We start from the raw sequence: 26232 nt of genomic DNA, 5'->3' as shown, positions 1-26232 counted from the left end.
GACCGGGGACGCCGTCATGATTGCGTCCCTGCGTGACTCAATTCAGAAGCGTCGCGTAATGTGCAGCGTCAATTCCTTTTCCGGCGCGCAGGAATGCAGCGAGTTTCCAGAGATCGCTGTCTGGAAGCGATTTGCCGAAAGCAGGCATGGCGGTCATCTTCACGCCATGCCGCATGACCCAATAAGTCGATTGCGGATTATTCTTGCGCGCGGCCGCCAGCAATTTCGGCGCTTGAGGTGCAATGCCTGCACCAATTGCATCAGACGCAGCACCAGGCGCGCCATGGCAATAAACGCAGTGCTGCGCGTAGAGCTTTGCGCCTGCCGCGATATATTCCGTCGTTTCCAGATGAGCGGGAACGACCACCGATGCAGACTGCCTGTCGAGCGAATGCTGGTAGGTAGTGTGCAACAACCAGGCTACCAGCCGGTTGTCTTTCGATGTCGCGGCAATCGCCACGTGCCCGGAAAACATATAGCAAAGCGCCGCCAGGGCAAGCAGGGTAAAACAGGCGCTAATCGAGCACAGCGCAATAACGGCATTCTGGCGAATGGTCATGAAACTCACAGGAAAAGTCGAAGAATAATCAGTCGTCGAATCTCTGCATCACACGCTCGTGTGTTCGACCTGCTTTTCAGGCGTTGCCGTACGCACGCGCAGATTGTCCGTATAGGCGATGACGACCGGAATCGCCCGGAACGTCATCACCGCCCCTGCAACGGCAAGCAATAGGGGATACAACAAGTTGTGATTCGCATGCGTGAATTCGACAAGGAGGACCACGGCGGTCAGCGGCATTTGCATGGAAGCAGCGAGAAACGCCCCTGCGCCAATCAGCGCGCACGCACCGGGCGCGAGCGTCGGCAGGAAGTGACTCCAGATGCCGCCCAGCACCACCGCGAACAGCGCGCCGTTAGTCATGCCGGGGGTGAGCAGACCGCCTTCCGCACCCGCACGCAGGCTCGATGCCTCGATCGCGACCTTCAGCACCAGCAGCGCCGCGGCAAGCCCGATGGCAAGATCGCCGCCGAACGACAGCGACGCTGCGCCTTTACCATTGCCCGCAAGTTGCGGAAACACCGTAACCAGCGCACCAATCGCCACGAAGTTCACGATCGACCCTGTCACCAGACTCATACCGCGCGGCGCATGGGCACGCGCGCTGGAAGTCAGCTTGACGAAGCCCCATGCCGCCAGCCCGAACAGCGGCCCGCACAACGCTGCCCAGATCAGCAACGGCGCGCTGGAAACAAAGGCGGGAATGACATATTGCTGCTCGTTGCCCAAGCCGCTCCAAGCCACGATTGCGGCGATCGTCGACGTCACCAGCGCGACAATCAACGCGCGCGGCGCAAATGTCCCCAGCAACACCTCCAGCACGAACACGGCGCCGCCAAGCGGCACGTTGTAGACCGCAGCAAGGCCCGCGCCCGCGCCGCATGCCACCATGAGACGGCAATCGTCGCTCGTCAGTCCGGCGCGATGCGCGAGACGCCCCGCCAACAGCGAGCCGATTTCGCGCGGCGCGACTTCGCGTCCGAGCGGCGAGCCGAGCGCGACCGTCACGATCTGCAACAACGCATGCACTGTCGTGCTCACCAGCGGCATGCGCGGATCGGCGGAACCAACCGCCTTGCGGATGCTGACGAGCGGCCGGCCATAGCGATACAACGCGGCCCAGCCAATGCCCGCCACGCCGCCGCAAAGCGCGAATACGACCAACCGGCGCCACGCCGATGCAGCGCTCACGCCTTGCAGAAAGCTCTCGTGCCCCACCCACTGCCCGATGCTGTAGCCGTAAGCGATGTGCTGCACGGCATGAAGGATCAAGGCAAGCGTCATCCCGCCAAGTCCGGCGCCGACGCCGGTCAGCACGGTCACCAGCGCAAACGCCAGCGGTTTGCTGGACGAAGACCGGGTTGCCGTGGGGGTGCCAGTGGGATGGACGGAGGATGTTGCGTGGGAACTCATGAGAACGGCCTGCAATGCGTGTATTACGGGATAACCCGAATGGTATCCCGCTTTATGTATGCGCTTTGTTACTTATTTTTCTAAAGTAATGATTTTTACGCATGAATTGGCGATTTCGCCGGCGTGGCGGCGTCAAGCCGGGCCGCAATAGCAGCTGTCGCGGGACTGCGATACCGGGCGACTGCGAACTCGATGAAGCGCCGGACCTTCATCGTCAGGTAGTGGCGGCCTGGATAGACCAGCGAGACCTCATGGACGTCGCGCAGTTCGCACTGCGGCAGGAGACGAACCAGCCGACCGGCGCGCACGTCCTCCGTCACCAGGCACTCCGGCAACACGGCGATCCCCATCGCAGCCAGCGCGGCAGAGCGAACGACTTCGGCGCTTTGCGTGAGCAGCCTGGGGCGCAGATTGACCACATGAAGCGTGTCGCCGTCGTCGATTTCCAACGCGTGACGATCGTCGGATACCGAGAGAATGTCGCCCGCCCGCAATTGCTGGGGACTGTGCGGGCATGGTTGCACCGCCAGCCAAGCCGGCGCCGCTACGAGCCATTCGCCAAAGCGTTTCAGCGGCCGGCTCACCAGCGTCGAACCAACGGCATGCCGGCTCGTCGCGAAGCCAACGTCATAGCCGCCTTCGATCAGATTGCGCGCTCCGTCATAAGTCGTCACGTCGAACTCGATCTGTCGATTCTGGCTGCGATAAGCTCGCAGCAGCGGCGCGAGTTCGGTCACCGCGAACAAGGTCGGCGCGGCAATCCTGATGAGCCCTTTGTCGGCACGCATGGCCTGAAAAAGCGAGACGTCGACGTCCTCGATCTGCACGATGATGGCGCGGCATCCGTCGCAATAATTGCGCCCCGCGTCGGTGAGGCGCACGTGCCGCGTGCTGCGGTCGAGCAGGCGCGCATTCACGTCCTCCTCCAGCAACTGGACGCATCGGGTCGCGGCTGCCGCGGATATACCCATGCGCCGCGCCGCCTGGCTGAAGCTGCCGAGTTCCACTACCTGCACAAAAACACGCATTGCGTGAAGCTTGTTCATCGTCGGCCTGTTTGCTAGACCTCAACGCGGTGCGCAAGAGGCGGATTGCTCGAAAAATAACGCTGAATTCCTCTGAAAATCGCGTCGGCCATCTCCTGCCGGTACGCAGCGTTCAACAGCTTTTTCTCTTCTTCTGGATTACTGATGAATGCCGTTTCCACCAGAATCGACGGAATATCCGGCGCTTTCAGGACGGCAAATGCAGCCTGTTCGACGCCGCTGCCATGCAGATGATTGATTTGCCCGATTTCGTCGCGAACGAAGGCGCCGTACTTGAGCGAATCGTTGATTTGCTGCGTCGTGGACATATCGAATAGCACCGGCGCAAGATGCCGATCCGCGACTCTCAGATCCAGGCCGCCGATCGCGTCCGAATGGTTTTCACTCGTTGCGATCCAGCGCGCGGCGGCGCTCGACGCGCCGTGTTCGGACAGCGCAAAGACCGATGATCCATGGGCCGCCGAAGTCGTAAAAGCATCGGCGTGAATGGAAACGAACAGGTCCGCGCCGGCGCTTTTCGCCTTGGCGACGCGCGTGCCCAGCGGAACGAAAAAGTCGTCGTCGCGCGTCATCATGGCCTGCATATTGGCACTGGCGCGAATCCGCTCGCGCAGACGGCGCGCGATGTCCAGTACGACGTGCTTCTCGTAGGTGCCTGAACCGCCGATCGCACCGGGATCTTCGCCACCGTGGCCTGGATCGATTGCAATCGTCAGCTTGCGCGCGGCGGCTTTTTGCTCTTGCGCTTCGGTTTGCGCCTGTGCTTGCGCTTCGGTTTGCCCATGCGCTGCTTGCGCCGGAGTCGGCATCGGCGGATACAGATCGACCATCAGGCGGTAACCATAGCGGCCCGCAGGCGCAGTGGAGAACACCTTCGGCGCGACCGCGCCCTTGAGATCGACCACCAGCCTCACGGTTTCCGGCGAGAACTGCCCCACCCGCACCCCCTTGATATACGGATCGTCTGGATGAATCTGCGCAACGATGTCCCGCAGGCGTTGATCCAGCGTCAAGCCCTGAAGATCGACGACCAGCCGCTCGGGCGTCCCGAGTCGATGCTCCTTGACCTCGAGCGGCTGATTGGATTCGATCGCGACTCGCGTATAGTCCGCGGCAGGCCATACCCGCACGCCGACGATTTTCGGTTTCGTGCTCGCGGCCGCAAGTTCAGGGCGAATGCCGACCACCAGCGCAGACGCGCCGAGTTTCAGGAATTTTCTGCGCGTATAAGGATTCCGGCAGCTCGATACGAGCCGTTGAGGACGAAGCCTCTTTTCATGTTCCATGATATTTCGATTCGCGCTGCGCTGAGCGGCTTGAGGCCAGTGGGCAGAAATGGTCGCTGCATCATATCGCTGGCCCGAGCAGGAATTTGCGGCCAGGCTCGCGATTAAACCGATCTTCATCTTCGCGTGAAGAAGATCCGTAGGCGTATGAATTCTGTCAGCTACTCAATATCCGAAAGTAAAGGCGCCGAAATGTAGCGATAAAAACAGCACGCGTCCAAGTCTTGTTTTTCATGAGGCAATGAGAAAAATACATAGCCATGAAATTCAAAAAATCCGCATTTCTTAACGATATCTTGACGACCCATACGCTATATCACCTACCGAAGAACGGCGCTGCGGCTGCACTGTGGTTCGAATAAATACGTCGAACTGTGATCGTCCCGACGTTTCTGATCGCGCTACATTTCCATGCCGCTTGCGAGCAGCATCTGTAAAACTTCCTGAAAGGAAACGTATGAGACCGAGTATGGCCGCATGGGCGTCCATCGCAGCACTGACCCTGTCGATGGGAACGGCGCACGCTGAAGAAGCCGTGCGCGTGACCTACGCCGGTTCGATGGGTGTCGTCATGGATCAGGGACTTGGGCCTGCATTCGCACAGCAAAACCATGTGCAATATCAGGGGCAAGGAGAAGGGGCGTATGGCATGGCGCGGCTTCTGGCGTCGAAAAATCTCGTCGCCGATGTGTTCTTTTCTATTACGCCGGGCCCGATGGATATTCTGAAACGCGCCGGACTGATCGACGAGGCGATTCCCGTCGCCAGTACCAGTATGGTGATCGCCTACAACCCGAAGAGCGCTTACGCGAAGCAACTCGCGGCAAGCCAGACCGCTGGCGCGCAACCGTGGTGGCAGGTGCTCGCGCAACCGGGGCTGCGCTTCGGCAGAACGGACGCGAAGATCGATCCGCAAGGGCAGAACATCATCTTCACGATGATGCTGGCCGAACGCTATTACCAGCAGCCGGGCCTGAAAAACAGGCTTCTCGGCGATACGGAGAACCCGCGCGAAGTGTTCGGGGAAGGCGGCCTGCTCACACGCCTTGAAGCCGGTCAGGTGGATGCGTCGTCGGGTTATGAAAGCGCAGTGAAATCGGCCGGTCTGCCTTATATCCCGCTGCCCGATCAGATCAATCTAAGCAATCCCGCCTACGCGCAGGACTGGTACAACACGGTGTCCTTCAACATCCGCAATCCTGCTGGCGAATTAAAGGCGCTCAAGCCCCAGCCGCTGGTCTTTTATGTGGCAATCCTGAAGAATGCGCCACACCCGCTTGAGGCAAAAAAATTCGCTGCATTTGCGTTGAGCCCTCAAGGCCAGGCCATTTTCAAGGCGCGCGGATATGGACAGCCGAAGGGCGACGTACTCCACTGAGATCATGTCGCTGGACATTGCCTCGCCCAGCCGGAACCGGCAGCGCATCTGGGGCGCTTTGGGGTGGACATTGCGGCTGCCCGCACTCGCCATCCTGGCGGTGCCCTTTCTTGCGCTGATCGGCCAGACTCACTGGCGTCATTTCACCCCCGCTTACGGCGATCTGGAGGCCGTGCGGGTGTCGTTTGTGCTCAGCGCGTGGGCACTCGCGATCATCGTTGCAGTGGGTACGCCGCTTTCGTTCTGGCTGGCCAGAGCGCGTGGATGGTCTGGCCGCGCGGTCGAAACACTGGTGCTTGTCTCTTTGCTCACGCCGTCGCTGGCAACAGGGATTCTGCTGGTCTGTGCTTATGGTCCGTATGGACCGGTTGGAGCGATGCTTTCCGGGCTCGGCTGGTCGCTCAACAATAACCCGGCATCGTTCGTCGTTGCACAAGTCTATGGCGGACTCGCGTATTTCGTTATTTCCGCCCGAACAGCCTTCGAAAACGTACCGCGAACGCTCGAAGAGGCCGCACAGGATCTAGGCTGCACGCCATGGAAGACATTCTGGTACGTGAGCCTTCCGCTCACAGCGCGAGAAGTGGCTACGGGCGCCGTGATCGCGTGGGTGAGAATCATCGGCGAATTTGGCATCGCCGCCGTGTTCTCATACTTTCCTCAGGGCATTCCCGTCAAACTGTTCGTCAACCTGCAAAACGATGGACTTCAGTCTGTGTACGTCCTTGTCTGGTTGCTTCTGGGTTTGCTGCCCTTTCCGCTGATCCTGCTTTCCGTCTTTAAGCGCGGTCGCAAGACCTGAAGCAGCGTGCATGCTGCCGAATTGAACGAGGGAGGCCTGCCTTGCACAATCCTCCCTCTGCACTGGCTCAACCGTTGACGGGCCCGGCCGCCATCGCGGTCACTTCGACACGCATCCCTTCGACTGCGAGCGCCGCCACACCTACTGCAGCACGCACAGGCCAGGGCTTGCTGAAAAAGCGCTGATAGACCGCGTTGAACGCAGCCCGGTCGGCCATATCCGTCAAATAGATCGTCAGGTGCATGACGCGATCGAGCGAGCTGCCCGCGCCTTCGAGCGCGTTTTTCAGGGCCTGAAGCGTGCACGTGCTTTGCGCTTCAATATCGCCCAGTTCGAGACTGCCGTCCGCGCGAACGGGGACTTGCGTCGTCATGAGGATGCCGCCAAACGCCGAAACATCCGACGAAATGGAGTCTGGATCGGCATCGGGCGTAAATTGAATGGTCTGGTTCGACATGGATTAAATCGTGCCTTTAATAGCGAGGTCTGGAGCGTCAATGCCCGTTAGCCGGCGTGGCATTTTACCGGTATCTTGCAGACTCGCACCGGACAGCGGTAAAATACTGTATAAATATACAGCCCAAGGGTTTTCCCGCTCTTCAATGGTGGCGCAATCCGGCACCCGTTGCGTTCGATAACGTATTTGAACATCACGAACAAAGCCGCAGCCCTGCATGACCGTCGAGATGAACAGCTCACCGTTACGCCGTATCGCGCATGTCGATATGGATGCGTTTTATGCATCGGTGGAATTGCTTCGCTATCCTGAGTTACGTGGCAAGCCGGTGGTCATTGGCGGCGGCCGCAATGCCACGCCGGAACGCCTGCCCGACGGCACGCGCCGCTTTGCAAAACTGCGCGATTACGCGGGGCGCGGTGTGGTCACCACCTCCACCTACGAAGCGCGAGCCTTCGGCGTGTTCTCGGCGATGGGCATGATGAAGGCCGCGCAACTCGCGCCGGACGCCATTCTCTTACCCACCGACTTCGATTCCTATCGGCACTATTCGCGCCTGTTCAAGGACGCCGTACGCACGTTCACAGATCAGATCGAAGACCGGGGTATCGACGAAATTTACGTCGATCTCACTCACGTGGAAGGCGAATCGCAAGCGCTTGGCCGCAGCATCAAGCATGCCGTGCGCGAAGCCACGGGGCTCACCTGCTCCATTGCGATTGCACCGAATAAACTGCTCGCGAAAATCGGCTCCGAACTCGACAAACCCGACGGCCTGACGATTCTCTCGATGACCGATCTCGAGTCGCGCATCTGGCCGCTGGCCGCGAAAAAAGTCAATGGCATCGGGCCGCGCGCGAATGACCGGCTGGCGAGCATCGGCATTACGACGGTGGGCGAACTCGCGGCGGCAGACCCTGGCCTGCTCCAGGAGCATTTTGGACGCACCTACGCCGCGTGGCTGGCGCGCATTGCGCAAGGCCACGATGAGCGCGAAGTGGTGGTCTCGTCCGAACCCAAGTCCATGAGCCGCGAGACCACGTTCGAGCGCGATATGCACGTCGTCCGCGACCGCGCGACGCTCACGCCCGCCCTCACCCGTCTGTGCGAGCGCGTGACCGAAGACCTTCAACGCAAGGGTTATCGCGGCCGCACAGTGGGCCTGAAAATCAAGTTCGCGGACTTCAAGATCGTCACGCGCGATCTCTCGTTACCCGAACCGGTCGCCGATGCCGCGGCCATTCGTCGAGCCGTGGGCGAGTGTCTGAAGCGGGTATCGCTGGACCGGCGGATTCGCCTGATTGGTGTGCGTATCGGTTCGCTGGAATCCGCCGCAGGAATGGCTCCCACGGCGGTCCCCACGCAGGGTGAATTGCCGTTCGACGATTAGGCAAGAAGATTTAGGCGATACTCTTCAACGCCTTGTCGAAACGCGCTACCGCGGCGCTCACATCATTGAGTTTATCCAGCCCGAACAAACCGATACGGAACGTCTTGAAGTCCTCGGGTTCATCGCATTGCAGCGGCACGCCAGGCGCGATCTGCAAGCCGGCATCGGCGAACTTCTTGCCTGATCGAATGCCATCGTCATCCGTATAACTCACGACGACACCCGGCGCTTCGAATCCTTTCGCCGCCACGCTGCGGAAACCCTTTTCCTCCAGCAGCGCGCGAATACGCTGGCCGAGCTCAAGCTGCTCCGCCTTCACCTTTTCGAAGCCATAAGTTTCGGTTTCCTTCATCACGTCGCGCAGTACCGCGAGGCTGTCGGTCGGCATCGTGGCGTGATAGGCGAAGCCGCCGTTCTCGTACGCTTCCATAATCTGCAGCCATTTACGCAGATCGCAGGCAAAACTCGTGCTGGTTGTCGAGTCGATGCGTTCGCGCGCAAGCGGGCTGAGCATGACGAGACCGCAGCACGGCGAGGCACTCCAGCCTTTTTGCGGCGCGCTGATCAGCAAATCGACGCCCGTGGCCTGCATATCCACCCAGATCGTGCCCGAGGCAATGCAATCGAGCACGAACATGCCGCCGCTTTCATGCACGGCGTCGGCGACAGCGCGCAAATACGCATCGGGCAACATCATCCCGGACGCCGTTTCCACATGCGGCGCAAACACCAGATCGGGCTTCTGTTGCCTGATTGCCGCGACCACTTCTTCGATGGGCGGCGGCGCATAGGCGGCCTGGCGCCCCGATTCGACCGGACGCGCCTTCAGCACGATCGACTCGGACGGAATGCTGCCCATGTCGAAGATCTGCGTCCAGCGGAAGCTGAACCAGCCGTTGCGAATCACCAGACACTTGCGGTTCGTCGCGAACTGGCGCGCCACGGCTTCCATGCCGAAGGTGCCGCTGCCCGGCACGATGATGGCCGCTTTCGCGTTATAGACTTTTTTCAGAGAAGCCGATAAATCGCGCATGACGCCCTGAAAGCGCTGCGACATGTGATTGATCGAGCGATCGGTATAGACGACCGAATATTCGAGGAGTCCGTCGCGGTCGACGTTGGGAAGTAAACCTGGCACGCTCGCCTCCTGTAAAGGATGAACGCGGTGAGCCGTATGGCTGATCCAATACGGCTACCGCATTGCAGATATGCTGTTCTGGGCCCGACGAAAGTCGATTCTAACGAAAGCCGCGCCCAGGTTGGTGCGTATCGCGCGCTTTGTGCAATGCAGCAGCTCAAGAGCGGCTTGCGTTCACGCCTGCGCCATCAACGCCTGCACGGCTGCACGCGCTTCGCGGCCCAGTTCCGCCATATCCACGCCGGGAATCGCGTCGTCGATCACCACCGGTTTGCCGGCTGCGAACAGCGCTTTCAATGCCGGCCGCCCGCCGCTCGCCACCGGGCCGATCGCCGGATCATGCAAGCCGAAATAGCGCGGATCGTCGAGACGATAGATTGCGATATCCGCCGGCGCGCCTGGCGCAATGCGGCCCAGTTCGCTCAGGCCCAGCACGTTCGCGCCGCCCGCCGTGCCCCAATGAATCACGTCCTCCACGCTCGCCGCGTGCGCGCCGCCCTCGAAGGTGCCACCCGCGTAAGCGGGACGCGCCGCCATGCCGACGCGGGCGCGCTGCGCGAGCCAGGTCATATGGACTTCGGAGATCATGTCGGCGGCTTCGTTGGAGGCCGCGCCATCGACGCCAATCGAAATCGGCACGCCCGCATCGGCCAGTTCGGTCAGCGGGCAGATGCCGCTGCCCAGCCGCCCGTTGCTCTGCGGACAGTGCGCGACGCCCGTGCGCGTCTGGCCGAGCAGCGCGATTTCATCGGCGTCGAGTTTGACCAGATGCGCGAACCAGACGTCGTCGCCGAGCCAGTCGTACTCGCCGCAAAATGCCACCGGCGAGCAACCGTGCATCGACTGCGCACTGTCCTGATACGACACGGTCTCCGAAAGATGGCTGTGCAAACGCAAACCCAGGCGACGCGCGAACGCCGCGCTTTCGCGCATCTGCTGCGGCGAGACCGAATAAAGCACGGTCGTTGGCGCCATCACGACGCGGCGTGACGCGCGCGGTGACGGATCGTGATAGCGCGCGGCCAGGCGTTCGATATCGGCGAGATAGTCGTCGAAAGACTCGGGGCGCAAAGCGGTGGGCAATTCCGCTTCGAGCTGGCGCGTGCGCGTTGCGCCGCCGCGCAGCAGCACGAAGCGCAAACCCAATCGTTCGGCTTCCTCAAAGAGAACCGCCGAGCTATCGAACGGCATCCGCGGGTAATAAAGGTAATTGTGATCGGCGACGGTCGCACAACCGGAGCGCGCCAGTTCGATCAGACCGATGCGCGCCGCCAGCCGGAAGCGGGCTTCGTCGAAGCCCGCGCGAAAGCGATAAGGCGTGGCCGCGAGCCAGGGCGTCAGACTGGCGTCGAGTCCGCCGCGATCGCCTTTGAGCAACGACTGGAACAGATGATGATGGGTGTTTACCCACGCCGGATAGATCACGCAATCGCTTGCGTCGATCACCTTCTCGCCGGGCAATGCGCTCAGCGCACCGATCGCCTCGATGCTGTCGCCACGCAGGCGGATATCCGGGCCGTCGAGCCGGGTTGCTTCGCCGGTGCGCGGATCGCCGCCGGTCATGATCGCGGCGGCATTGCGGATCAGCGTGGTGGAATGAGTCGATGTCATCAAATACGCCTCGTCGGGAAATCATTCATGAATTCAAAGCTCGCTTTCATGCCAGCCGCGCAGACACAGGCGCGACAGCCACACAGTCAGGCCGAATAGCAGCACGCCCGTCACCGTGATCAGCAAAAGCGCAGCGAATAGCCGTGGAATATTAAGCTGAAATCCCGCTTGCAGAATCTGGTACGCCAGCCCCGCGCCGCTGCCGCCCGTACCCGCGACGAACTCCGCCACCACGGCGCCGATCAGCGAAAGACCGCTGGAAATACGCAGCCCGCCGAAGAAGTAGGGCAACGCGCTCGGAATGCGCAGGCGCACCAGCGTCTGCCAGCGCGTTGCGCGGTGAATGCGGAAGAGATTCACGAGTCCCGGATTCACGCTGCGCAGCCCGAGCGCCGTATTCGAAATCACCGGAAACAGCGCGACGAGCATCGCGCACACGACGAGCGCGGCCGTGGTGTTCTTCACCCAGATGATGATGAGCGGCGCGATGGCCACCACCGGCGTGACCTGCAACAGGATTGCATAAGGAAAGAGGCTCGCTTCGATCAGCGGGCTTTGCACGAACAGCAGCGCAATCGCCACGCCCAGCACGGTCGCCACAGCGAAGGCGAGCAGCGTGATCTTGAGCGTCGCCAGCAGGCTCGCGAACAGCATCGGCCAGTCCTGCACGAGTTGCTGCACGATCGCGAGCGGCGACGGCACCAGATACGCCGGCACCGCGCCCAGCGTGCACCACGCCTGCCAGATACCCAGCATCAGCAGTCCCACGATCCACGGCGCCAACGCGCGCGCCACGCCGGGACGCTGTAACAGCGGCACGCGCACGCGCGCAGTTTTCTCCGCGTTTTCGTGGGTCGTGCTTGCCATCGGCAACGATTGTCCGCTCATGATTGCACCTCGCTGACTTCATCGATCAGCGACGCGGCATGCGCGTCGGAAATCTGTTTCGAAAGCGTGCACGTATGCTCGATAAAGGGCGCGCTGATTCGCCAGGCGTCGTCGCGCGTGGCGGGTCCGTGAATCGGCACATCGGCGATGACGCGGCCCGGCCGCGCCTGCATGACGACGACACGGCTCGACAAAAACACCGCTTCGTGAATGCTGTGCGTGACGAACACCACGGTCATCGCGCGCCGCTGCCATAGCGCGCGCAGGTCGCTGTCCAGACGGTTGCGCGTGAATTCGTCGAGCGCGCCAAAGGGTTCGTCAAGCAGCAGCAGATCGGGCTCGGTCACGAGCGCGCGCGCCAACGATGCGCGCATCTGCATGCCGCCCGACAATTCGCGTGGCCGAGCATCGCCGAACTTGCCGAGACCCACGCCTTCCAGTGCCTCGCGCGCGCGTACATCGCCTTCGCGGCGTGGCACGCCTGCCAGGTCGAGCGGCAGGCGCACGTTTTCGGCGACCGTCGCCCACGGCATCAAGGTCGCCTCCTGGAACACGAAGGAGAGCCGCCGCCCAGCCGTGCCGACCGTCGAAAACGGCCCGCCCCACCAGCGCAGATGACCGTGCGTGGGCGCTTCGATGCCCGCGAACATCTTGAGCAAGGTACTCTTGCCGCAACCGGACGGCCCGAGCAGCGACACGAATTCGCCCGCCGCGATATCGAGCCGTACATCGTCGAGCGCAACCGTGCCGTTCGGATAGCGCTTGTCTACGCGCTGCACTGCAAGTAGTGGGATCGACATGCTCACACCTCCGTTTCGATACGGAACACTTCGCGTTCGCCGTGCGTTTCGAGCAGCTTGAGCAGCATGCGACGCATCAGCAGGCCAGGCTGATCCGATTCCATATGACATTCCTGTTGACGGCGCACGTCGATACAGGCGTCGTAGTCGGTCACTTCGAGAATATCGCGGTCTTCATCGGTAATCGGACGATCCCAGTCGATCAGTTCCTGGGTGCTGCAGGCGTCTTCGGTATCGTTGCGATAAAGCCATTGCGACAGCATGATGGTGCGATCGTCGATGGGCGTGGCGCAGTTATAGATGATGTGATGCACGCCGCTTGCCGGATAGACGCAGCCAAAGCGCCGCGCGAACGGCATGAACCAGCGGTTCAGCAAATGACGCTCGGTAATTTCCTCGGTCGTGCCGGTGATGCGGTGGCTCGCGGGCGGGTTGCGCACCGGCACGTGCGTTTCGGCCTCGAAACCCCATTCATGCGGACGAAACTCGTATTTCGAAGGCTTTGGACTGCTGAACAAACCGAAATTCGCCTTATGCACAAAGCTGAAATGCGAATTGTCGAATGAGTTTTCCATCATGCGCAGCGGGCTGGTTTCCCAGCGTTCGTAGAACTGCAGGATGCGCCGATACCCGCCTGCGGTTTCTTCGGGAAACTCGGGAATGGGTTGCAGCGGTTCGTCGAGCGCGACCCAAGCGTAACCATAGCGCGCTTCGCAGCGGTAAGCGGGCACGATCGCGCGCGAGGGAATCGCCGTGCCGTCGCTCTGCGGAATCTTCACGCAGCGCCCGCTGCAGTCGTAAGTCCAGCCGTGATAGCCGCAGGCGATATTACCGTCGGCATCGACAAATCCCTTCGAGAGTTTCGCCGTGCGGTGGCAGCAGCGATCGCGCAGCGCATTCGGCTGACCGTCGGCGCCCTTCCAGAGCACGATCGGTTCGCCGAGCAGCGTGAACGGTTGCGGCCCTGCGTCGAGTTGCGTCATCGGCATGATGGCGTACCAGAAGCGGCGCAGCACTTTCTGTTGAGTCACGAGCATCCTGTATCTCCTCTTTGCGAGCGCGACGCTCAGGGCATGACCTTGAGGGCGTCGACGAATTTAAGCGTGTAAGCGCTGCGGTAATCCGTATCGGACTTGAGCAGGCCAGCGTTGACCATATAGTCGTAAGTGCGCTTCCAGCGCGCGTCGGTCATTGCGCCGATCCCCAGCGTGGCGGCGTCGCCGCCCGTGACCAGGCGCAGTTTCTTCATCTGCGCGACCCCGTAGGCCAACTGCGCATCGCTCATCTGCGGGTTGTCTTTCTTGATGAGTGCGTTGCCCGGCGCCGGGTCGTTCAGATAGCTTTTCCAGCCATCCATGGAAGCCTTGACGAAACGCGCAACCATATCGGCCTTGTTTTTCTGCGTCTCGCGCATCGTCACGATCGTGGTGTTGTACGGCGGGTAGCCCGCATCGGCGAACAGGAAGAAGTGCGTCTTGACGTGCGCCGCATCGGCCTGGAAGGTCTCGGAGGTGGGATAGGCCTGCATGGCCACATCGCGGTCGGCGTAGAACGGCTGCAGATTGAAGGTATAGGGACGCGCCTGCGCATCGCTATAACCGTATTTCGACTTCAGCCACGGCCACCAGCTCGTGCGCCCCGAGCCTGCCACCAGAATCGTCTTGCCCTTGAGATCGGCAAGCGTCTTTACGTCGTCGTGCGTGAGCATGCCTTGCGGATCGAACTGGAACGACGCAGCCACGGTGGTGACGGGAATATTCGCCTCCACGGCGGAGAGCACCTGAAAGTCATAGCCTAGAATGAAATCGGCCTGACCGCCCGCGAGCAGTTGCAAGCCATTGACCTGCGGACCGCCCATGCGGATCGTCACGTCGAGGCCGTACTTCTTGTAGATGCCGGTCGCCACCGCCTGATAGAAACCGCCATGCTCGGCCTGCGCGTACCAGCTTGTGAGTAGCGTGATGTGGTCGTCGGCGCGGGCGAAGGTGGGCATCGTCGTCAGGAAAATCGCCGTGATAACGCCGGAAATACGCGCGAGCCGAAGCCAGCGCGCAACGCGAAGCAGATTGCTCATGGATGCACTCCAGGTGCTGTGGGGAAGGATGCTGCGAAGCCGATCCACGGCGCGCAAAAGCACCGGTTCGACGATGGAATGAGGATGATTCGTTTGGGGCCGCTGCATCGTTCGCTCCTTGTTGGCGGAACCCGACGGTTCCGGTCAAACGCCGATCGACGATCGGCGTGGGCGCACGATGCGCCCCAAGAGCAATGCCCCACGGTGCCGGCTGCCTTGAAGGCCGTGCCGGTCGCTAGCCGCTTCTACTCTGTCGCTGCTTTAAGCGAGCTTCGTGCCAGTCGCGCGCAAAGCGCACAGTTATTGCGTTTTGCGATGCGATATTGATTGCGCGCGCAACATCCTCCTGCTTAACGGCACTGCAACGGGGCGCACGAGCACCACTAGCGTGCAATCCCGCCCGTCTATGTGCCACGACTGTCGCGCCCCATAACCATGCATGCCCCCATTGACACGCTTATTGGCGCAGGTACTATGAATTCGCCGGTCAAAGTTCGTTGCACATCCGCAGATCGAATAGCGAACCGGCATTCCATCAGCAGTCTGACGCTCATACGTTTCGTACCCGTGCGCCTTAGATCATGAAATTTCGTGGCCCCTTGATACAGTACGATCGAGGACATGGCGGCTTTCTCGCCATGCGCAGCGCGATTTCTTCGGGCTCGTGCAAACCGGCCAGGCCCTGCTGTTATTTCTCGATCGACACTGTCCTCTCCATGCGTTCCGTGCGTCGCCATCACTCGGCGATGGCATGCGATTTCATCGCCGTACGCAAGGATGAAATCGCCTCCCTGCTTCCCAAGCCCTAGCCCGCGGCCTTTCCGTTCCGATTAGCGATCCGCTGCCTGACACAGCCGCGGCCCGCTTGTGTCCGCTTGCGTCCGTTCAGCCTCTTTGGCGATACCGCTCAGGCGGCAATCCGGTACGCCTCGTCTGTTGAAACAGACGCCGGGCGTGGAGAGACACACGCCGACTCCAGACAACTCATTGGGAAGCCATGATGAAATTTCATAAAAAGATTCGCCATACCGTCGCGGGCTCGCTCGCTTTGTCGATGATTGCGGCTGCCGTGATGCAGCCCGCCCAGGCGCAGGACGATCAGGTCAATGTCTATAACTGGTCCGATTACATTGCGCACGACACGATTCCCACCTTCGAAAAGCAGACGGGCATCAAGGTGCGCTACGACAGCTACGATAGCGACGACACCTTGCAGGCCAAACTCCTTTCAGGAAGCTCGGGCTATGACGTGGTCGTGCCTTCGTCCGCGTATATGGCCCGGCAGATCGAGGCGGGCGTCTATCGCAAGCTCGACAAATCGCAACTACCGAATCTGGCGAACCTCGATCCGCATCTGATGAAACTGGTCAGCGACGCCGATCCGGGCAATCAATACGGCGTGCCCTGGGCGTGGGGCACAGATGGCGTCGCGTACAACACGCAGGAAGTGAAGAAAGCGTTCGGCGGCGCATTGCCGGCCGATTCGTGGGCGCTAGTTTTCGATCCGGACAATCTGGCGAAACTCAAGAGTTGCGGCGTATCGTTTCTCGATTCCGCATCCGACGTTTTTCCGGCCGTGCTGCAGTATCTGCACAAGAATCCGAATAGCACGAATCCCGCCGACTATATGGCCGCGTATGAAACGCTGAAGAAAGTTCGGCCCTATATCACGCAGTTCAATTCGTCGGGCTATATCAACGATCTGGCCAATAACGATATGTGTGTCGCCGTGGCGTATTCGGGCGACGCTGGCATTGCGCGGCGCCGGGCCGTGGAGGCCAAACGCAGTTATCAGATCGAGTTCGTGAATCCGCAGGAAGGCGGTCTGGTCTGGTTCGACATGATGGCGATTCCGAAGGACGCGCCGCATCCCGAAGCGGCGCTCAAATGGATCAATTACATCGAAGACCCCAAAACGAGCGCCGACATTACCAATGAGGTGTTTTATCCAACCGCCAATCGCGCTTCTATGACCTTCGTGCAAGCGACAATCGCCAAAGACCCCATCACGTTCCCGTCCGACGAAGTGCTCGACAAGATGACAGTCATGCGCCCGCAACCGCCCGCGATCATGCGCCTACAGAATCGCTTGTGGGCGCAACTGAAATCGGGAACCTGAAGCGCTTCGCCTGTTACTCGATCCGGCCATGCGTTTTAAAGGAAACGCTGACTGAAACGCATGGCCAATCCTGCCATTACGTCGCGTTCGGCGGAATCAGTCGCGCCTTGGTGAGGCTGTACGCAATGCTGGAGAAAATCTGATTCAGGCTTTGCGTGCTGCTCGCGTTCGTGCAGGTATCCGAGTAGAAGTTGGACTGGCTGGTGGCGATCGACTGCATCGTACCGCAGGCCGTGAGCGCGTCTGCGCCGTCGGCGCATGAAGGTGCGGAAGCGCCCTCGCCGCCCAGATACGCCACCGTATAGATGGTCGTGCCGCTGTTCTTCGCCGTCGTCGCCGTGTTGATGGCGGCCTGGCATTCGGTGCCGTAGACGTAGCTCGATCCGCCGGTCTTGCCGAGCACATTGCCAAGCTGCGTCGTGCTGGCCGTCGCAATGCCGTCGCTCAGCAGCACGATGGCGTTTTTGCCCGCCGGGCTCTGGTTCTGCGAAAAGCTCGTTAGCGCAGCATTCGCCGAGGCAATCGCCTGTGCGTAGAAAGTGCCGAGGCCGCCCGGCGCGCTAATGCCGCTGCATTTGCTGGTTGCGCCGCCCAGCGCCTGCACGATGCCCGAACTCGTGCTGAGCGTCCCGCTGCTCAGATAACCGCCGCCCAGCGGCGAGATCTGGTACGTCGCGTTCGAGCCGGATACGCCCACTGCCGAATAACCGTTCTGGCCGGTCGACACCACGCCCGGTTCCGTCGACGAACACGAGAAGCTATAGCTCGACGAACTGGGGCTGATTGGCGGAAACACCATCAAGCCGACGTTGTCGCCCGCCAGCGTCAAGCCGGTCAGTAATTGCAGCGCGCCGGCCTGGGCGCAGGCGAGGCGCGTGAGCGCCACGCCGCTCGAATTCTTGCAGTTGCTGTCGGTGGTCGTCGCCATCGAGCGCGTGGTGTCCAGGATGATCATGACGTTGTACGGCGCCGCGCCAAATCCCGCGCCCGCTTTTGACGTGGCGGAGATCGTCTTCGTATTGACGCCGAAAATGCGCGCGAAGAATAGCGGCACGCTCGCCTGCTGCGTGACCTGAATGCCGTTATACGTCGATGCGGCTTGCGATGCCGGCAGCGGCACGCTGCTCGCGCTCAGCGTCAGGCCCTGAACCGTCGTGCTCGTGACCGTTACGCCAGGCGGCATCGTGTTGTTGCCCTGCCCGGCCGCGTAGGCGCGCGCGTCCGCGAATGCGGTCGACGATGCGCTCTTCCACAGATCCATCGCACCGGCCATCGCGGCCGCATCGGTGCCCGCCTGCAGACGCCGCTGGCTGAACGCGATGTAGCCGAGATCGATCGACAACGCGGCAAAGCCCAGCAACACGATCAACGACAACGCGACCATCACGGAAACCGCGCCGCGCTGCGCCTTGCGTCCCCCACGTCGCACGTAATGTCTTTTCATGATGTCCCCCGAAATAGCGTCTGTTTTTTATTGCACGCGTGTCACGACCGTCGTGCTCAAGGTGGCCGGCATGGCGGCGAGGCCAAACACCGAGCCGCGCAGCAAGGGCGTAAAGGTGTACGCGACCGTCACGGCTGCGGCCTGGCCGGTGCCATTTGTCAATGCGGTCGAGCAGTTCGTGTCGCTTGTGCACTGCGAACCGTTGACCGTAGTCGTGAGCGCCAGATTCGCCGATTTGAGGAACGTCGATGACGACGTCATCTGCGTTTGCGTCGAGCTATACGGCGTGGTCGTGCCGCGCTGGAACGCAAAGTTCTGCGCCGCCGACGACGCCGCGCTCGCCACCATCACGGAATTCGCGAGCAGCCAGCCAAACTGGGCAATCCCCAGCACGATGGCAATCAGCACCGGAGCAGCAACCGCCAGTTCAACCGCCACCACGCCTTTCTGATGTTGTCTGCGCATGGCGCTCTCCCGTTGACCGCGCGGCCGGCCGTTCATTGCACCACCACCGAAGCATTCGCGCTCATGCTCGAAGGCATGATCGAGCCGAGCCCGAACAGCGAACCGCTGAACGGCCCGGCGAACTGATAGCTGATCGATACGTTCGCCATGGTGCCCGCTGCGGGCGGCTGGCTGAGCGTGCCCAGCGCCGTCGCACAGGTGGCATTGGCCGTTGCGCCCGAGCAGGTGGCGCTCACGCCCGAACCGGCCACCGCGATCGTCACCGTCTGCGTGCCCGAAAGACTGCCGGTTGCGGAGGAAATCGCACTGGCGGTATCGGTATAAGGCGACGCAAAACCGCGCTCGGATGCAAGCAGACGCGCACCGGTCGAAGCCGCGTTGGTGATCACCACATAGTTGCTCATCCACCATCCTGCCTGGACGATCGAAAACATCATGAAGAGCAGCACGGGCAAGCCCAGTGCAAACTCCACGGCCGCCGTTCCCCGTTGACGTCTGGCTTGCGTGCAATGCGTTCGCATGTTCGCGCTCCCCGGCCTTAACCGCCCGAGCCCGGCAGGCTGGGCAGCAGGGTCCGGTAGATGTTGATGAAAGCCGGTCCCGCCAGCACGACCAGCAGCGCAGGGAAGATGCAGAACAGCAGCGGCATCAGCAACTTGAGCGAGATCTTCGCGGCCTGTTCTTCGGCGCGCATGCGGCGGCGCGTGCGCAGCGTGTCCGAGAGCACGCGCAGCGATGCACCAATGCCCGTGCCAAAACGATCAGCCTGAATCAGCAGAGTGCTGAATGATTCGATATCCTCAACGCCTGTACGCAGTGAGAAGTTGCGCAAGGCCCTAGCCTTCGCGAAACCCGAGCGCAACTCCAGCAACAGCAGATCCAGTTCGGCGGCCACGACCGGGCTGCCCAGCTTGATTTCCGCCGCCACGCGCATCAGCGCGGCGTCGAGACCCAAACCGGCTTCCACGCACACGGTCAGCAGATCGAGCGCATCGGGAAAGTCTTCGAAGATTGCGCGCCGGCGATTCTTGACCTTGCGCGACAGCACCATATTCGGCAGATAGAAACCGAACGATGCGAGCGCAACCAGAATCAGCCAGAACGTCACCGCGCTCGTTTCGATTTTGGTGCCGACCAGAAAGACCAGCGCGACAAGCGGCAAAACCAGCGCAAGCACCGTCTTCGCCGCGAAGAAGATCGCCACCGCGTTAGGCGTGCGCCATCCCGCATTGACCAGCTTCAGACGCGCGACGGAGCCTTCCCAGCCTTCCTTCGGAATCGACAGCTTCGAAATAGGCTGCGAAATATCGGCGATCGTTTCCAGCCACTTGCTGCCTGGTTCGGCGGGCTGCGCGCCGTCGGCCGTCGCGCTGGCCGGGCCCGAACGCCCGGCGCCCGCCTGTTCGATACGACGTCGCGGATTCTTCGACGAGAACGCCTGCATCAGCGCGAGCACGACGAGAAACACGGCCGCGAATATGCCGGTCAGCGTCGCGATCTGGGTCAGGTTCAGCGCTTGCATATTGCCTCCTTGCGTACCGTGCCAGCCACGGTGCTACGCGCATTCGTCCGCACATGCGTCCGCGCATTCATACGCGCAGCGCCACCACGCGCGACATCCACAAGACGCCGACCGCCATGCTCGCCAGCGCCGCACACACGACTTTCAGGCCCATCGGGTCCTTCCAGAGCACCTGCATGAACGTGGGGTTCAAGAACAGCATCAACGTCCCGACGACAAACGGCATCAGCCCGAGCACCCACGCAGACAGGCGCCCTTCCGCCGACAGCACGCGCACCTTGTCGAACAGCTTGAAACGTTCGCGGATCAGCACGGTGATACCGTCGAGCACTTCCGCCAGGTTGCCGCCGGTTTCGCGCTGGATCAGCACGGCGATCACGAAATAGCGGAGATCGCGGATCGGCACGCGCGTGGCCAGATTCGCCAGCGCCTCGTTCAGGGACACGCCGTAGTTGATCTCGTCGAAGGTGGTGCGAAATTCGCCGCCCATCGGCTCGGCGAATTCGGTGCCGACCATATCGATGGCGAGACTGAAGGCGTGACCGGAGCGCAGCGCACGCGCCAGCATGTCGCACGCTTCGGGCAATTGCCGCTCCAGTTGATGCAGACGCTTTGCACGCAGCCACCGCACGTAAAGCACCGGCAACGAGGCCGACAGCAAGGCGAGCGGCACGATCGCGGGCAGCGGCGCGGGCGTGAACATCGAGATCAGGAAAACCACGGGCGGGCACACGGCGCACGTCGTCGCCAGCCGCGTCACCGACCACTGGATGCCGGCCTGCTGCATGAAGCGGTCGATCACATGCGCGCGCGGCAGCAGCATCAGCGCACGTTCGAGCGGCGACGCATCGCTGAGCAGGCGCTGCTTGAGAATCGACAGGCGTTCGCCATTCACCTGCGCGCCTGCGGAAATCGCACGGATGCGCGATTCGACGCGACGCGCGACAGGGCCATGGCGGCTGTTCCACCAGATGTAGGCGCCTTCCATCGACAACACCACGGCGACGAACAACAGAATCACGGCCGCATAAAAGATCGGGCTCATGCCGGTCTCCAGTCACAAGGCGAGGTTGGGTTCATGCCGCTTCGAAACGCCGCGCCGGATCGTAGGTGGCATCAGGAAGATGGATGCCGAAAGCCTCCAGCCGCTCGGAGAATTTGGGGCGCACGCCGGTCGCGCTGAACGCGCCGCGCACGTTGCCCTGAGCGTCGACGCCGTTGCGCCTGAAGGTGAAGATCTCCTGCATATTGATGATGTCGCCTTCCATGCCGGTCAATTCGGAAAGGCTGATGATCTTGCGGCGGCCGTCGGTCAGACGCGCGACCTGCACCACCACCGTAATCGCCGAGGAAATCTGCTGGCGCATGGTCTTGGGCGGCAAGGCCATCCCGCCCATGCCGATCATGTTTTCGAGGCGCGTGAGCGCATCGCGCGGCGTGTTCGCGTGGATCGTCGCGAGCGACCCTTCGTGGCCGGTGTTCATGGCGTTGAGCATGTCGAGCGCTTCGGCGCCGCGCACCTCGCCGAGGATGATGCGGTCGGGCCGCATCCGCAGCGCGTTTTTCACGAGCGTGCGCTGGGTGATCTCGCCGCGCCCTTCGATATTCTCGGGGCGCGTTTCGAGCCGCAGCACGTGCGGCTGGCGCAATTGCAGTTCGGCCGCATCTTCGATCGTCACGATGCGTTCGTCGGCGGGAATAAAACCCGAGAGCAGATTCAGCAAGGTGGTCTTGCCGCTGCCCGTGCCGCCCGAAACGAGGATATTGATCTTCGCGCGCGCCAGCGCATCCAGCACATCGGCCATCGGCGGCGTGAGCGTTTGCAGCGCGACCAGATCGGCCACCTGCAGCGGCGTGGCCGAAAAACGCCGGATCGACACCAGCGGCCCATCCACCGCAGCCGGCGGAATGATGGCATTCAGACGCGAGCCATCGGGCAGACGCGCATCGACCATCGGGCTCGATTCGTCGATACGGCGGCCCACGCGCGACACGATCTTTTCGATCACTTTCATCAGGTGCGCGTCGTCGTAGAACGTCACGTCGCTGAGTTCGAGCCGCCCTTTGCGCTCGATATACACCTGGCTGAACGTGTTGACGAGAATGTCCGAAATGCCGGGGTCGCGCAGCAGCACTTCGAGCGGCCCGAAACCGAACATTTCGTCGTAGACGTCGATCACCAGCTGGCGACGTTCGATGTCGTTGGCAGGCGCTTTCTGGTCTTCGAGAATGCGCGCGATCAGCGTGGCGATTTCCTGGCGCACCTGTTCGGACGGCAGCCGCGCGAGACGCTCCAGTTCGACACGATCGAGCACAGCCTGATGGATTTCGCGCTTGAGCTTCTGGTAGGCGGCGCGCAGCAAGCCCGCCGAGCCGTTCAAGGAATCGGCGCGCGGGCCGTTCGGCGCGCGCTGCGCGCTGATCTGGTCACGAAGCGACATGACGAGCCTCCGCCTGGATTGCACCACGGTTATCACTGCTGTCACGGCGCAGGCGCGCCAGCCACGACTTCGATTTCGACGACTCGCTTGCGCCAGCGCCCGCATTGCCCGCAATCTGCGCTGCGATGTCCTGCACGCTGCGCGCGACCGCCGAATTCCCGCTCTTTACAATCGGCACGCCCTGATTGACGGCGGCCATCACGGCGCGCGCGTCTTCGGGTACGACGTGGGCCGCTCGCATGCCGAGCACTTCTTCGAGCGCCGCGCGCGTGCGTTCGTCATGGCGCGTGTAACGGTTCAGCAGCAGGCGCAACTGGCTGGGCGCATAGCCCAGCGACATCAGTATTTCCTGCAGCCGCCGCGCGGCGCGCACGCCCGGCATGGTGGCCTGCAGCACCATCTGGATCTGCGTGCTGCGATCGAGCGCGAGCACCGACAAGGGATTGATCGTCTGCCCGACATCGACAATCACGAAGTCGTAGCGCGGCACCGCCAGGCCGAGAATCCATTCGAGCCGTTCTGCCTTGATATCCGCGGCTTTGACCGGATCGCCGGCGCCCGCGAGAATGTCGAAACTGTCGCTCACGTGCACCACGCTCGCGCCGAAGAACGCGCCGTCCATGCGCTCGACTTCCATGCACATCTGCGGCAGCGTGGAAGGCGGCGTTTCGTCGGTCACGAGAAAGGCGGCGTCGCCGAACAACTGGCACAGATCGACGAGCAGCACGCGCTTGCCGCGCTGGCTCGACAGCGCATGCGCCACATTGCTGGCGATAAAACTCGTACCCACGCCGCCCTTGCAGGCGATGAACGACACCACCTGGGTCTCGCGCGCATTGCGCTGGCTGTGCTGTGCCTGCGCATGCGACAGCGACTCTTCGAGCGAGCGGCGTTCGAGCGGCCAGCTCAGCACGTCGCGAAAGCCCGCGCGCATCGCCGCGATCAGCGTGTCTTGCGAGGCGTCGGCGGCAATCAGGATGCAGGTCAGATGCTTGTGTTCGCGGCACAGACGCGCGGTGGACGACAGCGCGCCATCGTCGAGCGAAGACGCATCGACGATCAGCATGTCGAACAGATCCAGGCTGTCGCCACGTTCGATCAGCGTGGCGGCGTCACCCACCACGCGCGTCGTGCGGTAGTTGCCGCATTCGCCGATCAGATTCATGATCTGCGCGAGCCTGGCGGCGTCTTTCGAGAGGGTGAGGATGTCGATCATGGCGTGTACCTCGTTTGGCGCTGTAGAAACGGCGCGTCGATCAGGATTACTGACTGCCTGCTGTCGTGCCGGCGCTCACGCCGATCGTGTACGGATTCGTCGAAGTAGGCGGATGCGCAAACGACTTGTCGTATTGGGTCATCGCCGAGACCGCCGATTCGCCGTCGACACCCGGCGTCGATGGATGATGTTCGGCGGCCTGCGGGTCGATGATCTGCGCCTGCATGACGGCGCGCGTGGCTTCGCCGAAGTGTTTGTCCCAGATCGGCGTGCTGGTCATGCAACCGCTCAGGGCCAGGCAGGCTGCCGTCACGGGCACCAGCGAGCGAGCGATATGAAGATAGGTGGGTTTCATGGCGTTCTCCCTTTTTCATCACTGCTTGACGGCGCTCGTTTGAGCAAGCTGTGCGGGTTCCGGCAGCGGCCTGGCCTGCGAAACCGGCGTCGGCACGGCATCGGCTTGCGGCGCCTTCGAGACATCGGCGGCGGGCTGTACAGCGGGCACGGGGGCCGCAGCTGGCGCGGCAACAGGTGCCGGGGCCGGTGCCGGTGCAGCGGGCGCGCTGTTCTTCGCGGCTTCGGCACGTGCTGCGCCGCGCCCTTCCATGTTGCCGGTCACGTAGACATCGGCTTCATTGGGCTGCGTGAAGCTATCCGTCGGCAGCGGCGGATTCGACATCGGCAGCGGCTTGACCAGATGCGGCGTGATGATGAACACGAGTTCGGTGCGGTCCTGCTGGAACGAGGTACTGCGCAGCAGCGCGCCCAGGATCGGCACTTCGCCGAGTCCCGGCACCGCCTTCAGCGAACCCGTCACGTTGTTCTTGATGAGACCGCCAATCGCAAACGATTCGCCGTCGTTCATCTGCACGGTGGTCGAAGCGCGGCGCGTCGTGATGAGCGGCAGGATCGACGATCCGCTGACATTGGTCGCGCTCAGCGTCACGCCCGTGGAGGACAACTCGGACACTTCGGGCGCGACGCGCAGGTTGATGCGCCCGTTGCCCAGCACCGTCGGCGTGAATTTCAGGCCCACGCCAAACTCTTCCTGCTGCAGCACGATGGTGCTCGCGGTTCCGCCGCTGCTTTGCGGCACCGGAATGAACACTTCGCCGCCTGCGAGGAAGGTCGCCTCCTGACCGCTGATGGTGACCAGATTCGGCTCGGCGAGAATCTTCACGAGGCTGTCGGTCTTCTGCGCGTCGATGGCCACGGACAAGGGCTTGTTGTTCGCCTTGCTGAAGCCGATCGCGCTCGATACGCCCGCCAGCAGGTTGCTCACCAGCGCGCCGGTCCACGAACCGAAGCCGCCCTGGATGTTGACCGACGCGCCCAGTTGATCCATCAGCGTCTTGTCGACTTCCGCGACCTTCACTTCGAGCATGACCTGTTGCGGCGAATCCACGCTCAACATATTGATCACGCCGCCGCCCTTGCCGTCGCCGCCAACGGCGCGCGCGCTATAGACCTTGGCGATTTCGACGATCTGCTGCGCGGCCTGAGCCGTGGACACATGGCCGGTCAGCACGAGATTGTCCGCCGCCGTCGACACATGAATATCGTGTTCGCCCGGCAGCAGTTGCGAGAGCGAGGCCATCAGGCCGCCCGAATCGACGTTGACCACCACGTCGATAATCTGGCACGAGCCGCCCCGCCCCTGCACGATCATATTGGTCGTCCCCACCGACTGGCCCACCAGATACAGCGTGCGCGGCGACAACATGGTTGCCTGCGCAACCACAGGATTGCCGAGCGTACGGTTGAGCACCTGTTCGTCGAGCGGCACCAGCACCGATTTGCCCAGCGGCACCACGACCGTGGTTTCGCCGCGAATCGTGCCCGTGCAGTTCGGGCCGCGCAACGGTCCCGCTGGCACGGCCGTGGGCGCCGAAGGCGCAGCCGGCACCGGCGTCATGCTGATGGTCATCTGCATCGGGCCGCGCCCCATCGAAGCCGGAGCAGCCGCGGTTTTCACGGCGGGTGCATTTTCGTCGCCGTCGGTGGCATGCACGGGTTGCGCAATCAGCAAGCCGGCGCTGAGCCAGGCTGTCACGGCCGCAGCGAGCGGTTTGCGGCGCAGGTCCAGGCGCCGCGATGGGTTTTGCAGTGCTGTATTCATGACGGATTGCCCCCGTTACATGTCTGTTTGTACTGTGTTGCTTGTACTTGTGATCAAACTCGAT

Annotated in this window: 24 protein-coding genes; 4 read left to right on the top strand and 20 right to left on the bottom strand. The window is 62.0% G+C overall.

Going from position 1 to position 26232, the window contains the following annotated elements; all coding sequences use genetic code 11:
- Positions 1 to 37: 37 nt before the first annotated feature.
- The 4 genes from U5A67_RS31640 to U5A67_RS31625 form a co-directional block, all read right to left on the bottom strand.
- Positions 38 to 559, bottom strand: a complete 522-nt coding sequence (locus tag U5A67_RS31640; RefSeq protein ID WP_321817467.1) for a cytochrome c — start codon at positions 557 to 559, stop codon at positions 38 to 40.
- A gap of 48 nt (positions 560 to 607) precedes the next feature.
- Positions 608 to 1972 (bottom strand): chloride channel protein, encoded by a 1365-nt coding sequence (locus tag U5A67_RS31635; RefSeq protein ID WP_321817468.1) that lies wholly within the window; start codon positions 1970 to 1972, stop codon positions 608 to 610.
- A gap of 95 nt (positions 1973 to 2067) precedes the next feature.
- Positions 2068 to 3018, bottom strand: coding sequence for a LysR family transcriptional regulator (locus tag U5A67_RS31630; protein ID WP_321817469.1), 951 nt, complete (start codon positions 3016 to 3018; stop codon positions 2068 to 2070).
- Positions 3019 to 3032: 14 nt separating this feature from the next.
- Complete coding sequence (locus U5A67_RS31625) at positions 3033 to 4304, bottom strand: N-acetylmuramoyl-L-alanine amidase (RefSeq protein ID WP_321817470.1); 1272 nt, start codon at positions 4302 to 4304, stop codon at positions 3033 to 3035.
- A 418-nt stretch (positions 4305 to 4722) separates the two neighbouring features.
- On the opposite strand from U5A67_RS31625, the gene U5A67_RS31620 reads away from it, so the two are divergent.
- Together U5A67_RS31620 and U5A67_RS31615 are read left to right on the top strand one after the other, a co-directional pair.
- Complete coding sequence (locus U5A67_RS31620; protein WP_321817471.1) at positions 4723 to 5682, top strand: extracellular solute-binding protein; 960 nt, start codon at positions 4723 to 4725, stop codon at positions 5680 to 5682.
- A 4-nt stretch (positions 5683 to 5686) separates the two neighbouring features.
- On the top strand, positions 5687 to 6484 hold the full coding sequence (locus U5A67_RS31615; protein WP_321817472.1) for a molybdate ABC transporter permease subunit: 798 nt from the start codon (positions 5687 to 5689) through the stop codon (positions 6482 to 6484).
- A gap of 67 nt (positions 6485 to 6551) precedes the next feature.
- Here U5A67_RS31615 and U5A67_RS31610 read toward each other — a convergent pair whose 3' ends face one another.
- Positions 6552 to 6941 carry a RidA family protein gene (locus U5A67_RS31610; protein WP_205983815.1) on the bottom strand — a complete coding sequence of 130 codons (390 nt, stop codon included), beginning with the start codon at positions 6939 to 6941 and terminating at the stop codon, positions 6552 to 6554.
- A 217-nt stretch (positions 6942 to 7158) separates the two neighbouring features.
- On the opposite strand from U5A67_RS31610, the gene dinB reads away from it, so the two are divergent.
- The gene (dinB, locus tag U5A67_RS31605) at positions 7159 to 8331 is read left to right on the top strand and encodes a DNA polymerase IV (protein ID WP_415767967.1); all 1173 of its coding nucleotides are present in this window, start codon (positions 7159 to 7161) and stop codon (positions 8329 to 8331) included.
- A 10-nt stretch (positions 8332 to 8341) separates the two neighbouring features.
- Here dinB and U5A67_RS31600 read toward each other — a convergent pair whose 3' ends face one another.
- From U5A67_RS31600 to U5A67_RS31575, 6 genes are all read right to left on the bottom strand, one after another.
- Positions 8342 to 9469, bottom strand: coding sequence for an aminotransferase class V-fold PLP-dependent enzyme (locus U5A67_RS31600; RefSeq protein WP_321817473.1), 1128 nt, complete (start codon positions 9467 to 9469; stop codon positions 8342 to 8344).
- 174 nt (positions 9470 to 9643) lie between these two features.
- Entirely contained in the window at positions 9644 to 11080 is a 1437-nt protein-coding gene (locus tag U5A67_RS31595) for an amidohydrolase family protein (RefSeq protein ID WP_321817474.1), read from the bottom strand.
- Positions 11081 to 11113: 33 nt separating this feature from the next.
- Positions 11114 to 11947 carry an ABC transporter permease gene (locus U5A67_RS31590; protein ID WP_321817532.1) on the bottom strand — a complete coding sequence of 278 codons (834 nt, stop codon included), beginning with the start codon at positions 11945 to 11947 and terminating at the stop codon, positions 11114 to 11116.
- Positions 11948 to 11964: 17 nt separating this feature from the next.
- The gene (locus tag U5A67_RS31585) at positions 11965 to 12768 is read right to left on the bottom strand and encodes an ABC transporter ATP-binding protein (protein WP_321817475.1); all 804 of its coding nucleotides are present in this window, start codon (positions 12766 to 12768) and stop codon (positions 11965 to 11967) included.
- Between the two features lie 2 nt (positions 12769 to 12770).
- Positions 12771 to 13805 (bottom strand): aromatic ring-hydroxylating dioxygenase subunit alpha, encoded by a 1035-nt coding sequence (locus U5A67_RS31580; protein WP_321817476.1) that lies wholly within the window; start codon positions 13803 to 13805, stop codon positions 12771 to 12773.
- Between the two features lie 29 nt (positions 13806 to 13834).
- Positions 13835 to 14842, bottom strand: coding sequence for an ABC transporter substrate-binding protein (locus U5A67_RS31575; protein WP_415767966.1), 1008 nt, complete (start codon positions 14840 to 14842; stop codon positions 13835 to 13837).
- 1054 nt (positions 14843 to 15896) lie between these two features.
- Here U5A67_RS31575 and U5A67_RS31570 point away from each other — a divergent pair.
- The gene (locus U5A67_RS31570) at positions 15897 to 16961 is read left to right on the top strand and encodes a polyamine ABC transporter substrate-binding protein (protein WP_321817534.1); all 1065 of its coding nucleotides are present in this window, start codon (positions 15897 to 15899) and stop codon (positions 16959 to 16961) included.
- A gap of 76 nt (positions 16962 to 17037) precedes the next feature.
- Here U5A67_RS31570 and U5A67_RS31565 read toward each other — a convergent pair whose 3' ends face one another.
- The 9 genes from U5A67_RS31565 to U5A67_RS31525 all read right to left on the bottom strand — a co-directional run bounded on the left by U5A67_RS31565 (position 17038) and on the right by U5A67_RS31525 (position 26168).
- Positions 17038 to 18405, bottom strand: a complete 1368-nt coding sequence (locus tag U5A67_RS31565) for a pilus assembly protein TadG-related protein (RefSeq protein ID WP_321817477.1) — start codon at positions 18403 to 18405, stop codon at positions 17038 to 17040.
- 27 nt (positions 18406 to 18432) lie between these two features.
- Positions 18433 to 18870, bottom strand: coding sequence for a TadE/TadG family type IV pilus assembly protein (locus U5A67_RS31560; protein ID WP_321817478.1), 438 nt, complete (start codon positions 18868 to 18870; stop codon positions 18433 to 18435).
- Positions 18871 to 18902: 32 nt separating this feature from the next.
- Positions 18903 to 19343, bottom strand: coding sequence for a TadE/TadG family type IV pilus assembly protein (locus tag U5A67_RS31555; RefSeq protein ID WP_205983713.1), 441 nt, complete (start codon positions 19341 to 19343; stop codon positions 18903 to 18905).
- Between the two features lie 65 nt (positions 19344 to 19408).
- On the bottom strand, positions 19409 to 20392 hold the full coding sequence (locus U5A67_RS31550; RefSeq protein ID WP_321817479.1) for a type II secretion system F family protein: 984 nt from the start codon (positions 20390 to 20392) through the stop codon (positions 19409 to 19411).
- 67 nt (positions 20393 to 20459) lie between these two features.
- On the bottom strand, positions 20460 to 21437 hold the full coding sequence (locus U5A67_RS31545) for a type II secretion system F family protein (RefSeq protein ID WP_321817480.1): 978 nt from the start codon (positions 21435 to 21437) through the stop codon (positions 20460 to 20462).
- A 31-nt stretch (positions 21438 to 21468) separates the two neighbouring features.
- Positions 21469 to 22833, bottom strand: a complete 1365-nt coding sequence (locus tag U5A67_RS31540) for a CpaF family protein (RefSeq protein WP_321817481.1) — start codon at positions 22831 to 22833, stop codon at positions 21469 to 21471.
- Entirely contained in the window at positions 22820 to 24049 is a 1230-nt protein-coding gene (locus U5A67_RS31535; protein ID WP_321817482.1) for an AAA family ATPase, read from the bottom strand. The genes U5A67_RS31540 and U5A67_RS31535 overlap by 14 nt, the downstream gene beginning before the upstream one ends.
- A 46-nt stretch (positions 24050 to 24095) precedes the next feature.
- Positions 24096 to 24404 (bottom strand): hypothetical protein, encoded by a 309-nt coding sequence (locus U5A67_RS31530; protein WP_321817483.1) that lies wholly within the window; start codon positions 24402 to 24404, stop codon positions 24096 to 24098.
- Between the two features lie 18 nt (positions 24405 to 24422).
- On the bottom strand, positions 24423 to 26168 hold the full coding sequence (locus tag U5A67_RS31525; RefSeq protein ID WP_321817484.1) for a type II and III secretion system protein family protein: 1746 nt from the start codon (positions 26166 to 26168) through the stop codon (positions 24423 to 24425).
- Between the last annotated feature and the right edge of the window lie 64 nt (positions 26169 to 26232).

Origin of the sequence: Paraburkholderia sp. J69-1 (assembly GCF_905220255.1) — a bacterium.
GTDB lineage: Bacteria > Pseudomonadota > Gammaproteobacteria > Burkholderiales > Burkholderiaceae > Paraburkholderia.
Note: the sequence above shows the minus strand (reverse complement) of the source record. Positions and strands in the feature narration are given on the sequence as shown.

What these genes read in the sequence shown, in the direction of transcription:
- U5A67_RS31640 (WP_321817467.1), bottom strand. Translation starts at nt 559, where the DNA reads ATGACCATTCGCCAGAATGCCGTTATTGCGCTGTGCTCGATTAGCGCC.
- U5A67_RS31575 (WP_415767966.1), bottom strand. Translation starts at nt 14,842, where the DNA reads ATGAGCAATCTGCTTCGCGTTGCGCGCTGGCTTCGGCTCGCGCGTATT.
- U5A67_RS31540 (WP_321817481.1), bottom strand. Translation starts at nt 22,833, where the DNA reads ATGTCGCTTCGTGACCAGATCAGCGCGCAGCGCGCGCCGAACGGCCCG.
- U5A67_RS31610 (WP_205983815.1), bottom strand. Translation starts at nt 6,941, where the DNA reads ATGTCGAACCAGACCATTCAATTTACGCCCGATGCCGATCCAGACTCC.
- U5A67_RS31615 (WP_321817472.1), top strand. Translation starts at nt 5,687, where the DNA reads ATGTCGCTGGACATTGCCTCGCCCAGCCGGAACCGGCAGCGCATCTGG.
- U5A67_RS31635 (WP_321817468.1), bottom strand. Translation starts at nt 1,972, where the DNA reads ATGAGTTCCCACGCAACATCCTCCGTCCATCCCACTGGCACCCCCACG.
- U5A67_RS31535 (WP_321817482.1), bottom strand. Translation starts at nt 24,049, where the DNA reads ATGATCGACATCCTCACCCTCTCGAAAGACGCCGCCAGGCTCGCGCAG.
- U5A67_RS31630 (WP_321817469.1), bottom strand. Translation starts at nt 3,018, where the DNA reads ATGAACAAGCTTCACGCAATGCGTGTTTTTGTGCAGGTAGTGGAACTC.
- U5A67_RS31545 (WP_321817480.1), bottom strand. Translation starts at nt 21,437, where the DNA reads ATGAGCCCGATCTTTTATGCGGCCGTGATTCTGTTGTTCGTCGCCGTG.
- U5A67_RS31530 (WP_321817483.1), bottom strand. Translation starts at nt 24,404, where the DNA reads ATGAAACCCACCTATCTTCATATCGCTCGCTCGCTGGTGCCCGTGACG.
- U5A67_RS31625 (WP_321817470.1), bottom strand. Translation starts at nt 4,304, where the DNA reads ATGGAACATGAAAAGAGGCTTCGTCCTCAACGGCTCGTATCGAGCTGC.
- U5A67_RS31550 (WP_321817479.1), bottom strand. Translation starts at nt 20,392, where the DNA reads ATGCAAGCGCTGAACCTGACCCAGATCGCGACGCTGACCGGCATATTC.
- U5A67_RS31560 (WP_321817478.1), bottom strand. Translation starts at nt 18,870, where the DNA reads ATGCGCAGACAACATCAGAAAGGCGTGGTGGCGGTTGAACTGGCGGTT.
- U5A67_RS31595 (WP_321817474.1), bottom strand. Translation starts at nt 11,080, where the DNA reads ATGACATCGACTCATTCCACCACGCTGATCCGCAATGCCGCCGCGATC.
- U5A67_RS31590 (WP_321817532.1), bottom strand. Translation starts at nt 11,947, where the DNA reads ATGGCAAGCACGACCCACGAAAACGCGGAGAAAACTGCGCGCGTGCGC.
- U5A67_RS31585 (WP_321817475.1), bottom strand. Translation starts at nt 12,768, where the DNA reads ATGTCGATCCCACTACTTGCAGTGCAGCGCGTAGACAAGCGCTATCCG.
- U5A67_RS31565 (WP_321817477.1), bottom strand. Translation starts at nt 18,405, where the DNA reads ATGAAAAGACATTACGTGCGACGTGGGGGACGCAAGGCGCAGCGCGGC.
- U5A67_RS31525 (WP_321817484.1), bottom strand. Translation starts at nt 26,168, where the DNA reads ATGAATACAGCACTGCAAAACCCATCGCGGCGCCTGGACCTGCGCCGC.
- dinB (WP_415767967.1), top strand. Translation starts at nt 7,159, where the DNA reads ATGACCGTCGAGATGAACAGCTCACCGTTACGCCGTATCGCGCATGTC.
- U5A67_RS31580 (WP_321817476.1), bottom strand. Translation starts at nt 13,805, where the DNA reads ATGCTCGTGACTCAACAGAAAGTGCTGCGCCGCTTCTGGTACGCCATC.
- U5A67_RS31570 (WP_321817534.1), top strand. Translation starts at nt 15,897, where the DNA reads ATGATTGCGGCTGCCGTGATGCAGCCCGCCCAGGCGCAGGACGATCAG.